Origin of the sequence: Streptomyces sp. A012304, assembly GCF_026008495.1 — a bacterium.
Taxonomy (GTDB): Bacteria; Actinomycetota; Actinomycetes; order Streptomycetales; family Streptomycetaceae; genus Streptomyces.
This window is the reverse complement of sequence record NZ_BQUN01000015.1, coordinates 1-15241: the sequence shown is the minus strand read 5'-3', so window position 1 is coordinate 15241 and position 15241 is coordinate 1. Positions and strand designations below refer to the sequence as shown.

Sequence of the window (15241 nt, the reverse complement as noted above, 5' to 3'; positions counted from 1 at the left end):
CGAGCACATGGTGGTGTGCGGCGACGACGGACTCGCGCACCGGCTGGCCGCCGAACTGCGCGGGGTGTACGAGGAGCAGGTCACGCTCGTCGTCCCGCCGGCCGAACGCGCCGTGCGGCCGCCGGTCGTGGGGCGGGCCCGCGCGGTGTCGGCGGCGCTGCTGGACCGGGTGGTGAGCGCGGCCGTCAGCCGGGCCGCCGGCGGAAGCGGCAGCGCCACGAGCGGCGGCAGCGGTGGCGGCGGCGAACAGAACGGCGGCGGGCGGGTGTTGGAGGCCGCCGACCCCACCGAGGCCGTGCTCGCCGAGGCCGGCGTGGAGCGGGCCGCCGCGCTGGCGCTCGTGTACGACGACGACGAGACGAACATCCGCGCCGCCCTCACCGCCCGCCGGCTCAACCCCCGGCTGCGGCTGGTGCTGCGGCTGTACAACCGCCGGCTGGGCCAGCACATAGAGGAACTCCTCGACCAGGCCGCCGTGTTGGCCGTCGGGGATGCCCGGCCCTCGGTGGGGGACGCCTCCACGACCGTGCTCTCCGACGCCGACACGGCCGCGCCCGCGCTCGCCGCGACCGCCGTCGCCGGCACCACCAAGGTCGTCCACACGGACGGGCTGCTGCTGCGCGCCGTGGAACGGCCCCCGGCCGGCCCCGGACGGACCGCCGACCCGGGCCTGGCCACACTCGCGCTGCTGTCCGCGCCGGGCAACGACCCGGCGTTCGCGGACGGTTCCGAGACCAGCGGCGAGCAGGGACCGCTGCTGCTGCCCGACGCGGCGACGGTCCGGGCCGCTACGGGCCGGGGCAGCGTCTGCCTGGAGCAGGTGTCGTACGCGGCCGGGCCCGGGCTGCCGGCCGGCCGGGGCGTCGGGGTCGTCGCGCCGTTCGCCTCGCTGTTCTCGCGGCGGCTGCGCTGGTCGCTGGCCGGCCTGGTGGGCTGCGTGATCGCGCTGGCGGTGACGCTGTGGCTGGTGACCGGCGTGCACCCGCTCGGCGCGCTGTATCTGACGCTGCTGGACCTGTTCGCCATCAACGACCCGGCGCTCGGCGCGTCCACCGAACGCCAGGTCCTGCAACTCCTCTCCGGTCTGGTCGGGTTGCTGCTGCTGCCGGTGCTGCTCGCGGCCGTCCTGGAGGCGCTGGGCACCTTCCGCGGCGCCGGATCCCTGCGGAAGCCGCCGCGCGGACTGGGCGGGCACGTCGTCCTGCTCGGGCTGGGGAAGATCGGCACCCGTGTGCTGACCAGGCTGCGCGAGCTGAACATCCCCGTGGTGTGCGTCGAGGCGGGACCCGAGGCGCGCGGGATCGCGGTGGCGCGGCGGCTGCGGGTGCCGGTGGTGCTCGGCGACGTCACCCAGGAGGGCGTCCTGGAGGCCGCCAAGATCCACCGCGCGCACGCGCTGCTCGCGGTGACCAGCTCCGACACCACCAACCTCGAGGCCGCCCTCTACGCCCGCTCCCTCCGCCCCGACCTGCGGGTCGTGCTGCGGCTGTACGACGACGACTTCGCGACCGCCGTGTACCGCACCCTGCGGGCCGCGCACCCCCAGGCGCTCACCCGCAGCCGCAGCGTGTCGCATCTGTCGGCGCCCTCCTTCGCCGGGGCGATGATGGGCCGGCAGATCCTGGGGGCGATCCCGGTCGAGCGGCGGGTGCTGCTGTTCGCCGCGCTGGAGGTGCGCGGTCATCCGCAGCTGGCCGGCAAGACGGTCGGCGAGGCCTTCGAGCCCGGCTGCCGGCGGGTGCTGGCGCTGGACACGGCCCACCGCGGCGCCGAGGCGCCGGCGGACGAGGCAGGCGGCTCGGGGTTGGTGTGGGACCTGCCCGACACCTACGTCCTGCGCGACGAGGACCGGGTGATCCTGGCGGCGACGCGCAGGGGACTGGCGGAGCTGCTGGGACGCAGACGCAGAGGGGGCCCGGGGATGTGAGGACCTCCTGCCCAGAGCCGGAGGGCCCGGAGATGTGAGGATCTCCTGCCAGAGCCGGAGGGGCCCGGAGATCTGAGGACCTCCTGCCCGGACGCGGAGGGGCCCGGGGGGTGAGGTAACCCGGGCCCCGCGCCTCCTAGCCCAGGTGCCGCTGTGCGAACTCCAGCTCCAGCCGCACCTGCTTGATCCGCTCGTCGACGACCAGCGAGCCGTGCCCCGCGTCGTAGCGGTACACCTCGTGGACCGCGCCTCTGGCCTCCAGGCGCTCGACGTAGTTCTCCACCTGGCGGATGGGACAGCGCGGGTCGTTGACGCCCGCCGAGATGTAGACCGGGGCCTTGACCTGGTCGACGTAGGTCAGCGGGGACGACGCCTCGAAGCGGTCCGGCACCTCCTCGGGTGTGCCGCCCATGAGGGTGCGGTCCATGGCCTTCAGGGCCTCCATCTCGTCCTCGTAGGCCGTGACGTAGTCGGCGACGGGCACCGCCGCGATGCCCACCGCCCACGCCTCGGGCTGGGTACCGAGGCCGAGGAGGGTCAGGTAGCCGCCCCAGGAGCCGCCGGTGAGGACCAGCCGGGAGGGGTCGGCCAGGCCCGAGGTCACCGCCCACTCCCGGACCGCCGCGATGTCCTCCAGCTCGATCAGGCCCACCCGGTGCTTGAGGGCGTCGGTCCACGCGCGGCCGTAGCCGGTGGAGCCTCGGTAGTTCACCCGGATCACCGCGTACCCGTGGTCGACCCAGGCGGCCGGGCCCGCCGCGAAGGAGTCGCTGTCGTGCCAGGTGGGCCCGCCGTGGATGTCGAACACGGTGGGGAGGGGGCCGGTGGCGCCCGCCGGCTTCTGCACCAGGGCGTGGATACGGCCGCCGGGGCCCTCCACCCACACGTCCTCCACCGGGACCGAGCCCGGCGACCTCATGCCGGGCGGGTCCAGCACCACCCGGCCGCTGGTCGAGCGGACCGTCGGCGGCTCGGCCGCGGAGGACCACAGGTACTCCACGGTGCCGTCGGGGCGGGCCGTCGCCCCCGACACCGTGCCCGGCGGGGTGGGGATGCGCTCCAGCGCGCCGGTGGTGAGGTCGTAGCGCAGGAGTTCGCTGCGGGCCTCGAAGCTGTGGGCGATGAGCAGGGCGGAGCCGTCGGGATACCACTCGGCGCTGACGTCGCCCGGCAGGTCCAGCGCCAGGTCCGTCTGCGCGCCGGTCACCACGTCCCACACCAGGGGTTCCCAGCGGCCGCGGCGCTGGTGGCCGATGAGCAGCCGGGTGTCGCCGTCGACCGGGGCGAAGCCCAGCACCTCCAGGCCGAGTTCCTCGGTGCCGCCCTTGGTGTCGTCGAGATCCGCGACCGTCGTGCCGTCGGGGCGCAGGACGCGCAGCGCGGAGTGCATCGCGTCGCCGTGCTCGGTGTGCTCGATGGCGATCAGCGAGCCGTCGTGGGAGAGGTCGCCGACACCCGCCGACTCACGGTGGCGGTACAGCTCGGACGGGGGTTCGCCGAGCCGGGCGACGTGGATGGTGGTGCCGTCCTCGTCCGTGGAGCGGCCCACCACCGCCGTACGGCCGTCGCGGCCCAGGGCCAGGCCGGCGGGGTAGGAGGGGTCCAGTCCCGGGGTGGCCAGTTCGTCCTCGCCGCCCTCGAAGGGCTGGCGGCGCCAGACGCCGAACTCGTCGCCGTCCTTGTCGTCGAACCACCAGATGTGGGCGCCGTCGGGGGAGAGCACGCCGTCCGTCGTGCCGTTCGCCCGGTTGGTCACCTGGCGCTGCTCACCGGTGGACCGGTCCCAGGCGTACAGCTCGTACGTCCCCGTCGCGTTGGACACGAACAGGGAGCGGTCCGGCGCGTCCAGCGCCCAGTCGGGCAGCGACACGCGGGGCGCCCGGAAGCGCTTCTCCCAGTCCGGCATCTCCTTGTTCCGCTCCGGTGCGGCGGACCCGTTGCTCTCAGTCATGGCCCCCATAGTGCCCGTACGGGGAGACACTTCGCTGCCACGGCCCCCAGCCTGTGGATAACTTCGAGCAAGCCCTTTCCGGTCCGCTTCCGAATTCCTTACGTTTCAGCCGCCACCGACACCGGACCGCCACCGATTCCGCCCCCTCACCGGCCCGCCACCGCCCGGCACCACCCGGCCCCGCCGCCGACCCCGAGGCCCGGTCCGCCGGATACGCCCCGTACCGTTGAGGGCGTGTACCGGTTTCTGCTGACGCCCCGATGGTGGGGGATCAACGTCTTCGTGCTGCTGGCCATCCCCTTCTGCGTCTTCATGGGGTCCTGGCAGCTGAGCCGGTTCGAGGCGCGGGTGGACGACCACCGCACCGCGCAGGAGCAGGTCTCGCGGGAGCGGACGGAGCCGGCGCGGCCGCTGGCCGAGCTGCTGCCGGTGGACAAGGCGACCTCCGGCGAGCGGGTCACCGCCACCGGGCGCTACGACGAGCAGTTGCTGGTCCCGGACCGCAAGCTCGACGGCAAGCGGGGCTTCTACGTCCTGACCCTGCTCAGGACGGACGGCGGCAAGGCCCTGCCCGTGGTCCGCGGCTGGCTGCCGGGTACGGCCGACGCCGCGAAGGCCCCGGCCCCGCCCGCCGGCGAGGTCACCGTCATCGGTGCCCTCCAGGCGTCCGAGACGCCCGGCGACAACGGCGTGAGCGCGCAGGGCGGCCTGCCGGCCGGGCAGACGGCCGCGATCAGCGCGGCCTCGCTGGTGAACCTGGTGTCCTACGACCTGTACGACGCCTGGATCACGCTCGACACCGCCGACTCGGGGATGACGGCGGTGCCCGCGAGCGCTCCGACCGGCACGGGCCTGGACCTGAAGGCGTTCCAGAACCTCGGCTACACCGGTGAGTGGTTCGTCTTCGCCGGGTTCGTGGTGTTCATGTGGTTCCGGCTGCTGCGCCGCGAATTGGAGTTCGCCCGCGACGCCGCCCTCGGCATCGCCCCGGACGGGGAGCCGACGGACGGGAACCCGGCGACCGGGGAGCCGGCGACCGCCGGCCCCGCGTCGGACGCCGTCGTTCAGGAGGACGCGAGCACGCCGGTCCGGTAGATCTTCCCGGCGCAGGCGTTGGCCACGGTCGCCGACACGCTCGGGGCACCCGCCTCCGCGGTGTACGTCACGACGACGCTGCCGTCGGCCGTGCCGTCCTCGGTGAACAGCTGCGTGGTGGCGCCGTCCGTGCCGGTGGTCGTGCCGCCCGTGGTGCCGGACTGCTCGGACGGCGACGGGTCCGGGGACGCCGTGCCGCCGCCGTCGCCGCCTCCGTCGGTGCTGTCCCCGCCGCCGGTCGTGGGGCAGGTCTCGGAGGGCACCCAGGCGAACTTCACGTCGTACGCGGAGCCCGGGGCGAGGGAGAGCCGGGAGACGTAGAGGGAGGGGTCGGGCAGGCCGGCCGCCTCGTCCCCGGAGGTGTGCTCCACCACGGTGATCTTCGTGGGGTCGGCGGCGCCCTGGGCGGTGGGCGACACGGAGACGCTCCCGCCGACGGTGCAGGTGCCGGAGGAGACGTTGACGACGCGGAAGGTGCCGTAGACGATGCCGCCCGCGTCGGCCACCTCGACGTTCGCGGTGGACTCGCCGAGCTGGTCCGCGGTGCAGGCGGAGGTGTCCGCCGCGAGCGAGGCGGACGGGTCGGCGCCGACGGACGCGCCGGTGCTGCCGCCGGTCCCGTTGCCCTGGGCGGGGCCCTTGGGGGTGCTGGTGCCGGGTTGGCCGCTCTGTCCGCCGGAGGAGCCGACCTTGCCGGAGGAGCCGCCGTCGGGGACCTTGCCCTCCCCGGCGCCGCCCTGTGCCTGCGAGGCCTGGCCGGCCATGGCGGAGGGGCCGGTGCCGGATCCGCCGGAGCCGGAGACGTGCAGCAGGGCCGGGACGGCGGTGCCGACGAAGAGCGCCGCGGCCGCCATGCCGACGGCGGCCTGCCGCTTGCGGGCCCGCCGGGCGGGCACGGCCCGCCGGAGGTGGTCCAGCGTGCCGTCGCGCGGCTCCATGTCGTGGACGGCCTGGTGGAGCATTCGGCGCAGTGCCAGCTCGTCCGAGTCGAGCCCGTCGGGGCCCTGGTCGTCGAGGTGGTGGTTCACGGTTCCGTTCCCAGCGTGCGATTGCTTCAGCTCTTGCTCGTGCGGCGGAGTGAACGGCTCGCGCCGCTCCCGCTCCCCGGAGTCCCCGCCCCCGCCCTTCGCGCTCACGCCCGCGCCTCCATCGCGACGCGCAGGGCGGCGATGCCGCGCGAGCCGTACGCCTTGACCGAGCCGAGGGAGATGCCGAGGGTCTCGGCGACCTGGGCCTCGGTCATGTCGGCGAAGTAGCGCAGCACGAGGACCTCGCGCTGGCGGCGCTGGAGGCCCTTCATCGCCTTGATGAGGGAGTCGCGCTCCAGCTGGTCGTAGGCGCCCTCCTCCGCGCTGGCCATGTCCGGCATCGGCTTGGACAGCAGCTTCAGGCCGAGGATGCGGCGGCGCAGCGCGGAGCGGGAGAGGTTGACGACCGTCTGCCGCAGGTAGGCGAGGGTCTTCTCGGGGTCGCGGACGCGCTTGCGCGCGGAGTGGACCCGGATGAAGGCCTCCTGGACGACGTCCTCGCAGGAGGCGGTGTCGTCGAGGAGGAGGGCGGCGAGACCGAGCAGCGAGCGGTAGTGCGCTCGGTAGGTCTCGGTGAGGTGGTCGACGGTGGTGCCGGCCGCGACGGTCTCCTCGGCGAACTCGGCGCCGTCGCGCTGACTGGGGATGCGGGCGGGCCGCGCTGCGGGCACGGGCGCGATCACCGGCATGCCGCCGGGCGTACCGGGCATGCGCGGTCGTAGGGCGACGCGGGGCGGCCGTAGGGCCGCGGCGCGGGCCGCCACCGGGAAGTCGAGTACCTCTGCCACGCCTGTTGGACACGCCTGACCCCGTCGGGGTTGTACGTGTCGGCCTTCACATGTGTGTCGGACGTCGAAACACGCGCGTCCGTCGCTGCCCCGGGCGCCCGTCTCGCGCCGGTCGGCAGCAGCACGGACGGCGCCTCACATGCCCTCATGCGTCCCGCTCTTCCCTTATATCCCATATGAACGGGCGTCCCCGCGCCCGGATCACGGCGTCCCCTGTGCGCCGGGATCGTCACACGCTGCGCACCCCGAAGGGTGACCGCAAAGACGCTCCCCGCTCTCCGCACGGTTGCGGAGGGCGGGGAGGAATCTTCGGATGCATCTTCGAATGTCAAAGGTGTCCGATACAAGTGGTTCGGACCGTCGACCGGCTCACATCTTTTTCCACAGATCCTACTTAGCCGCCAAGCTCTGGCCAGCGATTTTCCGGCGGTGACCCGCCTGTCACACGAACTCCGCAGCCACCAGCTCCGCGATCTGCGCGGTGTTCAGCGCGGCACCCTTGCGCAGATTGTCCCCGCACACGAAGAGTTCGAGCGCCGTGGGGTCGTCCAGCGCCCGTCGCACCCGGCCGACCCAGGTCGGATCGGTGCCGACGACGTCGGCGGGCGTGGGGAACTCGCCCGCGGCCGGGTCGTCGTACAGCACGACGCCCGGGGCGGTGGCGAGGATCTCGCGGGCCTTGCCCACGGTGACCTCGTCCTGGAAGCGGGCGTGGACGGTGAGGGAGTGCACGGTGATCACCGGCACCCGCACACAGGTCACCGCCACCGGCAGCTTCGGCAGCCCGAGGATCTTGCGGGACTCGTCCCGCACCTTCATCTCCTCCGACGACCAGCCGTCCTCGCGCAGCGATCCGGCCCACGGCACGACGTTCAGCGCGACCGGCTCGGGGAACGGCCCGGTGCTGTCGCCCACGGCCCGCCGTACGTCACCGGGGGCGGTCCCCAGCTCCGTACCGGCGACCAGCGACAACTGCTGCCGCAGCGTCTCCACCCCGGCCCGCCCGGCCCCGCTGACGGCCTGGTACGACGACACCACCAGCTCGCGCAGCCCGAACTCGGCGTGCAGCGCGCCCAGCGCGACGATCATCGACAGGGTCGTGCAGTTCGGGTTGGCGACGATCCCGCGCGGACGCCTGCGCACCGCGTGCGCGTTGACCTCCGGCACGACCAGCGGCACGTCCGGGTCCATCCGGAAGGCCCCGGAGTTGTCCACGACCACCACGCCCCGGGCGGCGGCGACGGGCGCCCACTTCGCGGCGATCTCGTCCGGCACGTCGAACATCGCGATGTCGACCCCGTCGAAGGCGTCCTCCGACAGGGCCACCACCTCGACCTCCTCACCGCGCACGGTCAGCCTGCGGCCGGCCGAGCGCGGCGAGGCGACCAGCCGGATCTCGCCCCAGATGTCGGCACGCTGGGACAGGATCCGGAGCATCACCGTGCCGACGGCTCCGGTCGCCCCCACGACCGCGAGCGTCGGTCGGCGAGTACCCGAGATCAACGCCCGGTGCCTCCGTAGACGACGGCCTCGTCGCTGTCGGAGTCGAGACCGAAGGCGGTGTGCACGGCGCGCACGGCCTCCGGCACGTCGTCGGCGCGGGTGACGACCGAGATGCGGATCTCGGAGGTCGAGATCAGCTCGATGTTGACACCCGCGTCGGACAGGGCCTTGAAGAAGTCGGCCGTGACGCCCGGGTTGGTCTTCATACCGGCGCCGACCAGGGAGATCTTGCCGATCTGGTCGTCGTAGCGCAGCGAGTCGAAGCCGATGCCGCCCTTGTTCTTCTCCAGGGCGTCGATGGCCTTGCGGCCCTCGGCCTTGGGCAGCGTGAAGGAGATGTCCGTCAGGCCGGTGGAGGCGGCGGACACGTTCTGCACGATCATGTCGATGTTGATCTCGGCGTCGGAGATCGTGCGGAAGATCGCGGCGGCCTCGCCCGGCTTGTCCGGCACACCGACGACCGTGACCTTGGCCTCGGAGGTGTCGTGCGCGACACCGGAGATGATGGCCTGCTCCACCTGCTTGTCCCCTTGCTGAATCGGCTCGCTGCTGACCCACGTGCCCCGCAGTCCGCTGAAGCTGGACCGGACGTGGATCGGGATGTTGTAGCGACGGGCGTACTCCACACACCGGTGGAGCAGCACCTTCGACCCGGACGAGGCCAGCTCCAGCATGTCCTCGAAGGAGATCCAGTCGATCTTCCGGGCCTTCTTCACCACCCGCGGGTCGGCGGTGAACACGCCGTCGACGTCGGTGTAGATCTCGCACACCTCGGCGTCGAGCGCGGCCGCCAGCGCGACGGCGGTGGTGTCGGAGCCGCCGCGGCCGAGCGTGGTGATGTCCTTGGTGTCCTGGCTGACGCCCTGGAACCCGGCGACGATGGCGATGTTGCCCTCGTCGAGCGAGTCACGGATCCGGCCCGGCGTCACGTCGATGATCCGGGCTTTGTTGTGGACCGAGTCGGTGATGACACCTGCCTGGCTGCCGGTGAACGACTGGGCGCTGTGGCCCAGGTTTTTGATCGCCATCGCCAGCAAAGCCATGGAGATCCGCTCTCCGGCGGTCAGCAGCATGTCGAGCTCGCGCCCGGCAGGAATCGGGGAAACCTGCTCGGCGAGATCGATCAGCTCGTCCGTCGTGTCGCCCATCGCGGAAACCACGGCCACCACCTGATGGCCGTTCTTCTTGGCTTCCACGATCCGCTTGGCGACGCGCTTGATGCCCTCGGCATCGGCTACGGAGGAGCCTCCGTACTTCTGCACGACAAGGCCCACGTGCGCTCCTCGCTCAGTTTGTCTCTTTCCGCACATACGCCCTTGTACTGCGGGTCGGCTCAGTGTAACGAGCGCCCGAAATCCACCCCTGCGATATCGCATGGTGAGATGTCCCGGACACCCGTCCCAGCACTTCCCTGCCCACTCACGCCGAAGTGATAGCTGTGAATTAAGTTTCAAGCACTATCGTGCGGCTGTGCACGTACTCCTGGTGGAAGACGACGAACCGGTCGCCGAGTCGCTGCGGCGCGGACTGAAACGCTACGGCTTCGAGGTCGACTGGGTGACCACGGGCGCCGCGGCCCTCGCCCACACCGACCCCTACGAGGTCGTCCTGCTCGACCTCGGCCTGCCCGACACCGACGGTCTGGACGTCTGCAAGGCGCTGCGCGAACGCGGCGACGTCCCGATCATCGTGATCAGCGCCCGCAGCGACGAGACGGACCGGGTCGTGGGCCTGGAGCTGGGTGCCGACGACTACGTGTCCAAGCCGTTCGGCGTCCGCGAGGTGATCGCCCGTATCCGGGCCGTCATGCGCCGCGCCCAGCCCCGTACGCCCGGGGAGGGCGGCCCGGTCGGCCCCGACCGGTACGGCGCCCGCCTGACCATCGACCGCAAGGCGGCCCGGGTGCACGTGGACGGCGAGGAGGTCGCCCTCGCGCCGAAGGAGTACGACCTGCTGGCGTTCCTCACCGAGGAGCCGGGCGCGCTGATGTCGCGCGAGCAGATCATGGAAGCCGTCTGGGACGCGAACTGGTTCGGCCCGACCAAGACGCTCGACGTGCACGTGGCGGCGCTGCGGCGCAAGTTCGCCGGGGTGATCACCATCGAGGCGGTGCGGGGCGTCGGCTTCCGCCTGGAGATCGTGGGCGGCGCGGGCGGCGACCCGTCGTGATCCGCCAGCTCATCCGCAGTTACGTGGTACTGGTCGCGGTGGCCATCGGTCTGTTCACCGTGCCGGTGGCGTTCACGCTCACCGCCCAGCTCCGCGGCGACACCGAGGTGTCCATCGAGCGGGAGGCCACCACCATGGCGCTGCTGCTCGGCAACGGCGACACCGCGTCCTGCCAGGCCCTGGAGCAGATGGCCGACGCCTACGCGCGGGAGACCGAGGACGAGGTGCAGGTCACGGCCACCGAGCAGTGCGCGACGGACCTGCCCCGGCCGCGGCGGGACGCGGCCCTGGCCAAGGCCCTCGACCAGGGGAAGGCGACGACCGACTGGGGCTCGGACTTCATCTGGGGCCGCGACCTGGTCATCACCGTCCCGGCGCGCGACGACGGCCAGGTCGTGGGCGCCGTGCGGATCGTGTACTCGACGTCGGGCCTCACCCAACGGCTGTGGACGATCTGGGGCTTCCGGGCGGGCCTCGCGGTGGCCGTGCTCGGCGTGGCCGCGGTGATCGGCGCGGCGGTGGCCCGGCGGCTCACCGCGCCGCTGCGCCAGCTCAACGACATGGCGAGCAAGCTCAGCGACGGCGACCTGACGGCCCGCGCACCCGTCACCGGCCCCCAGGAGACGCAGACCCTCGCCCGCACCCTGAACCAGGCCGGCGAACGCCTCGACACACTGATCGCCTCGCAGCGCATCTTCGTCGCGGACGCCTCCCACCAGCTGCGTACGCCGCTGACGGCGCTGCGACTGTCGCTGGACAACATCGCGGACGGCGTCGACGACGACTTCGTGCGGGAGGACGTGGAGCAGGCGACCGCCGAGGTGGTGCGGATGAGCCGGCTGGTCAACGGGCTGCTGGTGCTGGCCCGGGCCGAGGCGAAGGTGACGGCGGCGGAGCCGCTGTCCCTGCCGGACATCGTCGTCGAACGCCTCGGGGTGTGGAGACCGGCCGCCGACGAGCGCGGAGTCACCATCGCGCTGCGTGGGGAAGTCGGCGACCGGCCGCTTGTGCTGGCCAGCCCCGGTCATCTGGACCAGGTGCTGGACAACGTGCTCTCCAATGCCCTGGAGGTGTCACCGGACGGCGCGACGATCACCGTCCGGGTCGAGAGCCGTGCCGGCCAGGTGGTGCTGGAGGTCCTCGACGAGGGTCCGGGCATGTCGGACGCGGAGAAGTCCCGCGCCTTCGACCGCTTCTGGCGCGGTCAGGGCCTCACCGGGCGCTCCGGTTCCGGTCTCGGTCTCGCCGTCGTCAAGCAGCTGGTGACGGACGACGGCGGGACGGTGACGCTGGCGGACGCTCCCCGGGGCGGGCTGTGCGTGCGGATCGCGCTGCGTGCCGCACAGCGCGGGACCGGCTGAGGCTCAGCCCTCGGGCATCGCGGACGAGTGGTGGTTGACGATCTTCCACTCGCCGCCGCGCTTCTCGTACTCGTAGGTGTAGCGGGCCTCGACGACGCGCTTCTGGCCGGTCTTGGGGTCGGTGAGGGTGAACTCGTAGACGCCGCTGTCGAGCGCGGAGTTGCCGTCGAGGACGTTGACGGTCGTCTGGATCTTCTTGCCGACCGGCTTGTTCTCCAGGAAGTGGTGGAAGTAGTCGACGATGCCGGCGCGGTCGGTGCGGACCTTGTTGGAGACGGTCGGCAGCAGCACCGCGTCCTTGGCGTACAGGTCGGCGACCTTCTCCGGGTCGCCCGTCTGGAGCGCGGCGTTCCAGGTGTCGAAGAGGGACGTGATCTGCTTCTTGGTGGGCTTCGAGGTCTTCTCGGGGCCGGCCGCACTGACCCCTGCCGTGACCGTGACGGCGGTGGCGAGGGCGGTGGCGGTGACGAGAGCGGCGCGTATGCGGGTCTTGCGGGTCATCGCAACTCCTGTGCGGGCGGTGCCTGTTGGATGACTCAAGATTCGCCTTCGCCCGGTTAGCCCCCGTGCAACCGCCGTACAGCGCACGTCCAAGATCCGTCCAATTCCCCGCCGCCGCGGGCGCGAACGCGCCGCCGGGGCGGGGAAGGGGGTGGTGATCAGGCGGGCATGGACAGGCAGAGCGGGGCGCCGCGCTCGTCGGTGTCGTCGGTGTCGTCGGACCGGAAGGCGCGCGGCCGGAGCCGTGCCGTCTCGATCGGGTCCCGCGCGCTACTGCTGGGCGGAGCCCAGGCGGAGTGTGTCGCTCATCTCCTCCGCCATGACGCGGCCCGCCTCGAACTCCAGGGTGTCGTCGCCCATGCCCTGGTCGGTGTCCAGGCCGTCGAGCTCTTCCAGGGGCTGGTTGAGGCGGACGTGGGCGAGGATCGAGTGGAGGGCGCGCAGGGTGGCGGAGGCGGTGGAACCCCAGTTGGAGAAGTAGGAGAACTGCCACCACCACAGGGCCTCCGAGGTGCGGCCGGCCCGGTAGTGGGCCATGCCGTGGCGCAGGTCGGTGATGACGTCGGTGAGGTCGTCGGAGATCCGGGCCGGGACGGGCGCCTTGCGGGGCTCGTAGGGGTCGAAGACCTCCGAGTAGACGTCCACCGGGTCGAGCAGGCGGGCGAGGTTCTCCCGCAGCTCGTCGACGTCCGCGTCCGGACCCGTGTCGGGCTCGTAGCGCTCGTCGGGGACGATGTCCTCATGGGCGCCGAGACGGCCGCCGGCCAGCATCAGCTGGGAGACCTCCAGCAGCAGGAAGGGCACCGCCGAGTCCGGCTCGTCCCCCTTGGCGACCTCGGTGACGGCGACCAGGAAACTCTCGATCTGGTCCGCGATCTGGACCGCGAAGTCGTCAGGGTTCTGGTCGCTCGCGTGCAGCGTGGCGTCAGACATCTAGGAGTCGTCTCCCCTCGAAGGCGCGGCCGAGGGTCACCTCGTCCGCGTATTCCAGGTCACCACCCACCGGGAGGCCGCTGGCCAGGCGGGTGACCTTCAGGCCCATGGGCTTGATCATGCGGGCGAGGTACGTCGCCGTGGCCTCGCCTTCCAGGTTCGGATCCGTGGCCAGGATCAGTTCCGTGACCGTCCCGTCGGCCAACCGCGCGAGAAGTTCTCGTATACGCAGGTCGTCGGGACCGACGCCCTCGATGGGGCTGATGGCGCCGCCGAGGACGTGGTAACGGCCGCGGAACTCGCGGGTGCGCTCGATGGCGACGACGTCCTTGGGTTCCTCCACCACACAGATGACGGAGGGGTCGCGGCGGGCGTCGCGGCAGATGCCGCAGTGCTCCTCCTGCGCGACGTTCCCGCAGATCGCGCAGAAGCGGACCTTCGCCTTGACCTCCATCAGGGCCTGCGCGAGACGCCGTACGTCCGTCGGCTCCGCCTGCAGGATGTGGAAGGCGATCCGCTGCGCGCTCTTGGGACCGACGCCGGGCAGCCGCCCGAGCTCGTCGATGAGGTCCTGGACCACGCCTTCGTACAACGGACTGCCGTCCTTCCTGAGGTTCCTTGGTACGTACGGTAGTGGGCCGCGCTCCGTCCTAGAAGGGCGGTCCGGGAAGGGCGGTCCTAGAAGGGCAGGCCGGGGATGCCGCTGCCACCGCCCAGACCCTGCGCCAGCGGGCCGAGCTTCTGCTGCTGGAGGCCCTGCGCGTTCTCGTTGGCCGCGTGGACGGCCGCGACGATCAGGTCGGCGAGGGTCTCGGTGTCCTCCGGGTCCACCGCCTTCGGGTCGATCCGCAGCGCGCGCAGCTCGCCGGAGCCGGTGACGGTGGCCTTCACCAGACCGCCGCCCGCCTGCCCGTCGACCTCCGTGTTCGCCAGCTCCTCCTGGGCGCGGGCCAGGTCCTGCTGCATCTTCTGGGCCTGCTGGAGCAGCTGCTGCATGTTGGGCTGGCCACCACCGGGAATCACGATCAGCTCCTCTTCTGGGCCCTCGGGCCTCGCAGGGCCTTCCGGGCCTGACGTCCGTACGGGATTTTCCCGCTCGGCACGAGCCTACGTGGTCTGTGCGGGTGTCGCCCCGGCACTCTTTCGAGTGAGTCTGGCGTGAGGCCTATACCTGATCAAGGCCCACTTCCGGGCGTAAAAGAGACGAAACCTTCCTCTTCGCCACCCATTGGGAGGTAGGAAAGGTCCGGCGCGTCAGCACCCGCGGCGACGTCACGCGTCGGGATCGGTTCTGTCGGGACCAGTAGGGAGTGCCGGGTGGGTCAGCAGCCGGAGATGCAGCCCGAGGGTCCGCCCCAGGACGGGCGGGGCGAGGGCGCGGCCGGGCTGCGGCCGGGCGATCTGACCGGGCGGGCGTTCCCGCTCGGGGACTGGGGCGAACCGGCGGAACGGCTGGACGAGCTGTACCGGTGGGTGGAGCGCGGGGCGCTGGAGACGGCGGCCTGGTACCTCGCCGACCGGGTGTGGAAGCGGCGCGGCGCGCGGGTGCTGCGGGGCGGGGCGGCGGCGGGGGCGGCGGCCGGGGCCTCGCTGCCGCTGCTGGACCTGACCGGTGTGGTGGGCGGGGTCGCCCCATGGGGGTATCTGGCGCTGCTGCTGGCGGTGGCGTGTGTGGCGGTGGACCGGTTCTTCGGGGTGACGTCCGGCTGGATAAGGGACGTGGCGACCGCGCAGGCGGTGCAGCGGCGGTTGCAGGTGCTCCAGTTCGACTGGGCGTCGGAGAGTGTGCGGGAGGTGCTGGGTCCGGCGGAGGGCACGGCGAGCGAGGCCGCGGAGCGGTGTCTCGGGGTGCTGCGGCGGTTCTCGGAGGACGTGACGGAGCTGGTGCGGGTGGAGACGGCGGACTGGATGGTGGAGTTCCGGACCGGGTCGGCTCCGATGGGGATCCAGGGGGCGGTGGCCTCCGGCGGGGGGCGGGGGGAGAC

General features: G+C 72.2%; 14 protein-coding genes. 5 read left to right on the top strand and 9 right to left on the bottom strand.

Annotated elements, in window-relative coordinates; all coding sequences use genetic code 11:
* Window positions 1–7: 7 nt before the first annotated feature.
* Window positions 8–1927, top strand: coding sequence for an NAD(P)-binding protein (locus ALMP_RS04840; protein WP_264925000.1), 1920 nt, complete (start codon window positions 8–10; stop codon window positions 1925–1927).
* Window positions 1928–2063: 136 nt separating this feature from the next.
* On the opposite strand, the gene ALMP_RS04835 is transcribed toward ALMP_RS04840, so the two are convergent.
* On the bottom strand, window positions 2064–3878 hold the full coding sequence (locus tag ALMP_RS04835) for a prolyl oligopeptidase family serine peptidase (protein WP_264924936.1): 1815 nt from the start codon (window positions 3876–3878) through the stop codon (window positions 2064–2066).
* 234 nt (window positions 3879–4112) lie between these two features.
* Here ALMP_RS04835 and ALMP_RS04830 point away from each other — a divergent pair, with 234 nt between their 5' ends.
* On the top strand, window positions 4113–4973 hold the full coding sequence (locus tag ALMP_RS04830; RefSeq protein ID WP_264924935.1) for an SURF1 family protein: 861 nt from the start codon (window positions 4113–4115) through the stop codon (window positions 4971–4973).
* Here ALMP_RS04830 and ALMP_RS04825 read toward each other — a convergent pair.
* From ALMP_RS04825 to ALMP_RS04810, 4 genes are all read right to left on the bottom strand, one after another.
* The gene (locus tag ALMP_RS04825) at window positions 4943–6109 is read right to left on the bottom strand and encodes a hypothetical protein (protein WP_309299432.1); all 1167 of its coding nucleotides are present in this window, start codon (window positions 6107–6109) and stop codon (window positions 4943–4945) included. The two genes, ALMP_RS04830 and ALMP_RS04825, sit on opposite strands and share 31 nt — an antisense overlap.
* A complete protein-coding gene (locus tag ALMP_RS04820; protein ID WP_375803433.1) occupies window positions 6106–6789 on the bottom strand; it encodes a SigE family RNA polymerase sigma factor in 684 nt (227 codons plus the stop codon). The genes ALMP_RS04825 and ALMP_RS04820 overlap by 4 nt, the downstream gene beginning before the upstream one ends.
* A 441-nt stretch (window positions 6790–7230) precedes the next feature.
* Window positions 7231–8289 carry an aspartate-semialdehyde dehydrogenase gene (locus ALMP_RS04815; RefSeq protein WP_264924997.1) on the bottom strand — a complete coding sequence of 353 codons (1059 nt, stop codon included), beginning with the start codon at window positions 8287–8289 and terminating at the stop codon, window positions 7231–7233.
* Window positions 8289–9566, bottom strand: a complete 1278-nt coding sequence (locus ALMP_RS04810) for an aspartate kinase (RefSeq protein WP_264924934.1) — start codon at window positions 9564–9566, stop codon at window positions 8289–8291. The genes ALMP_RS04815 and ALMP_RS04810 overlap by 1 nt, the downstream gene beginning before the upstream one ends.
* A 196-nt stretch (window positions 9567–9762) precedes the next feature.
* On the opposite strand from ALMP_RS04810, the gene ALMP_RS04805 reads away from it, so the two are divergent.
* Together ALMP_RS04805 and ALMP_RS04800 are read left to right on the top strand one after the other, a co-directional pair.
* Entirely contained in the window at window positions 9763–10461 is a 699-nt protein-coding gene (locus tag ALMP_RS04805) for a response regulator transcription factor (protein ID WP_264924933.1), read from the top strand.
* Window positions 10458–11822 (top strand): HAMP domain-containing sensor histidine kinase, encoded by a 1365-nt coding sequence (locus tag ALMP_RS04800; RefSeq protein ID WP_264924932.1) that lies wholly within the window; start codon window positions 10458–10460, stop codon window positions 11820–11822. Before ALMP_RS04805 ends, ALMP_RS04800 begins: the two co-directional genes overlap by 4 nt.
* 3 nt (window positions 11823–11825) lie before the next feature.
* Here the strand turns inward: ALMP_RS04800 and ALMP_RS04795 are convergent, their stop codons facing one another.
* The 4 genes from ALMP_RS04795 to ALMP_RS04780 all read right to left on the bottom strand — a co-directional run bounded on the left by ALMP_RS04795 (window position 11826) and on the right by ALMP_RS04780 (window position 14279).
* Window positions 11826–12323, bottom strand: coding sequence for an SgcJ/EcaC family oxidoreductase (locus ALMP_RS04795; protein ID WP_264924931.1), 498 nt, complete (start codon window positions 12321–12323; stop codon window positions 11826–11828).
* A 270-nt stretch (window positions 12324–12593) separates the two neighbouring features.
* Window positions 12594–13256 (bottom strand): DUF5063 domain-containing protein, encoded by a 663-nt coding sequence (locus ALMP_RS04790; protein ID WP_264924930.1) that lies wholly within the window; start codon window positions 13254–13256, stop codon window positions 12594–12596.
* Window positions 13249–13848 (bottom strand): recombination mediator RecR, encoded by a 600-nt coding sequence (recR, locus tag ALMP_RS04785; RefSeq protein ID WP_264924929.1) that lies wholly within the window; start codon window positions 13846–13848, stop codon window positions 13249–13251. Before recR ends, ALMP_RS04790 begins: the two co-directional genes overlap by 8 nt.
* Window positions 13849–13934: 86 nt before the next feature.
* The gene (locus ALMP_RS04780) at window positions 13935–14279 is read right to left on the bottom strand and encodes a YbaB/EbfC family nucleoid-associated protein (RefSeq protein ID WP_264924928.1); all 345 of its coding nucleotides are present in this window, start codon (window positions 14277–14279) and stop codon (window positions 13935–13937) included.
* Between the two features lie 312 nt (window positions 14280–14591).
* Between ALMP_RS04780 and ALMP_RS04775 the strand changes: the two genes are divergently transcribed.
* Window positions 14592–15241, top strand: a 650-nt coding sequence (locus ALMP_RS04775) for an SLATT domain-containing protein (RefSeq protein ID WP_375803435.1), incomplete at its 3' end; no start/stop codon positions are given.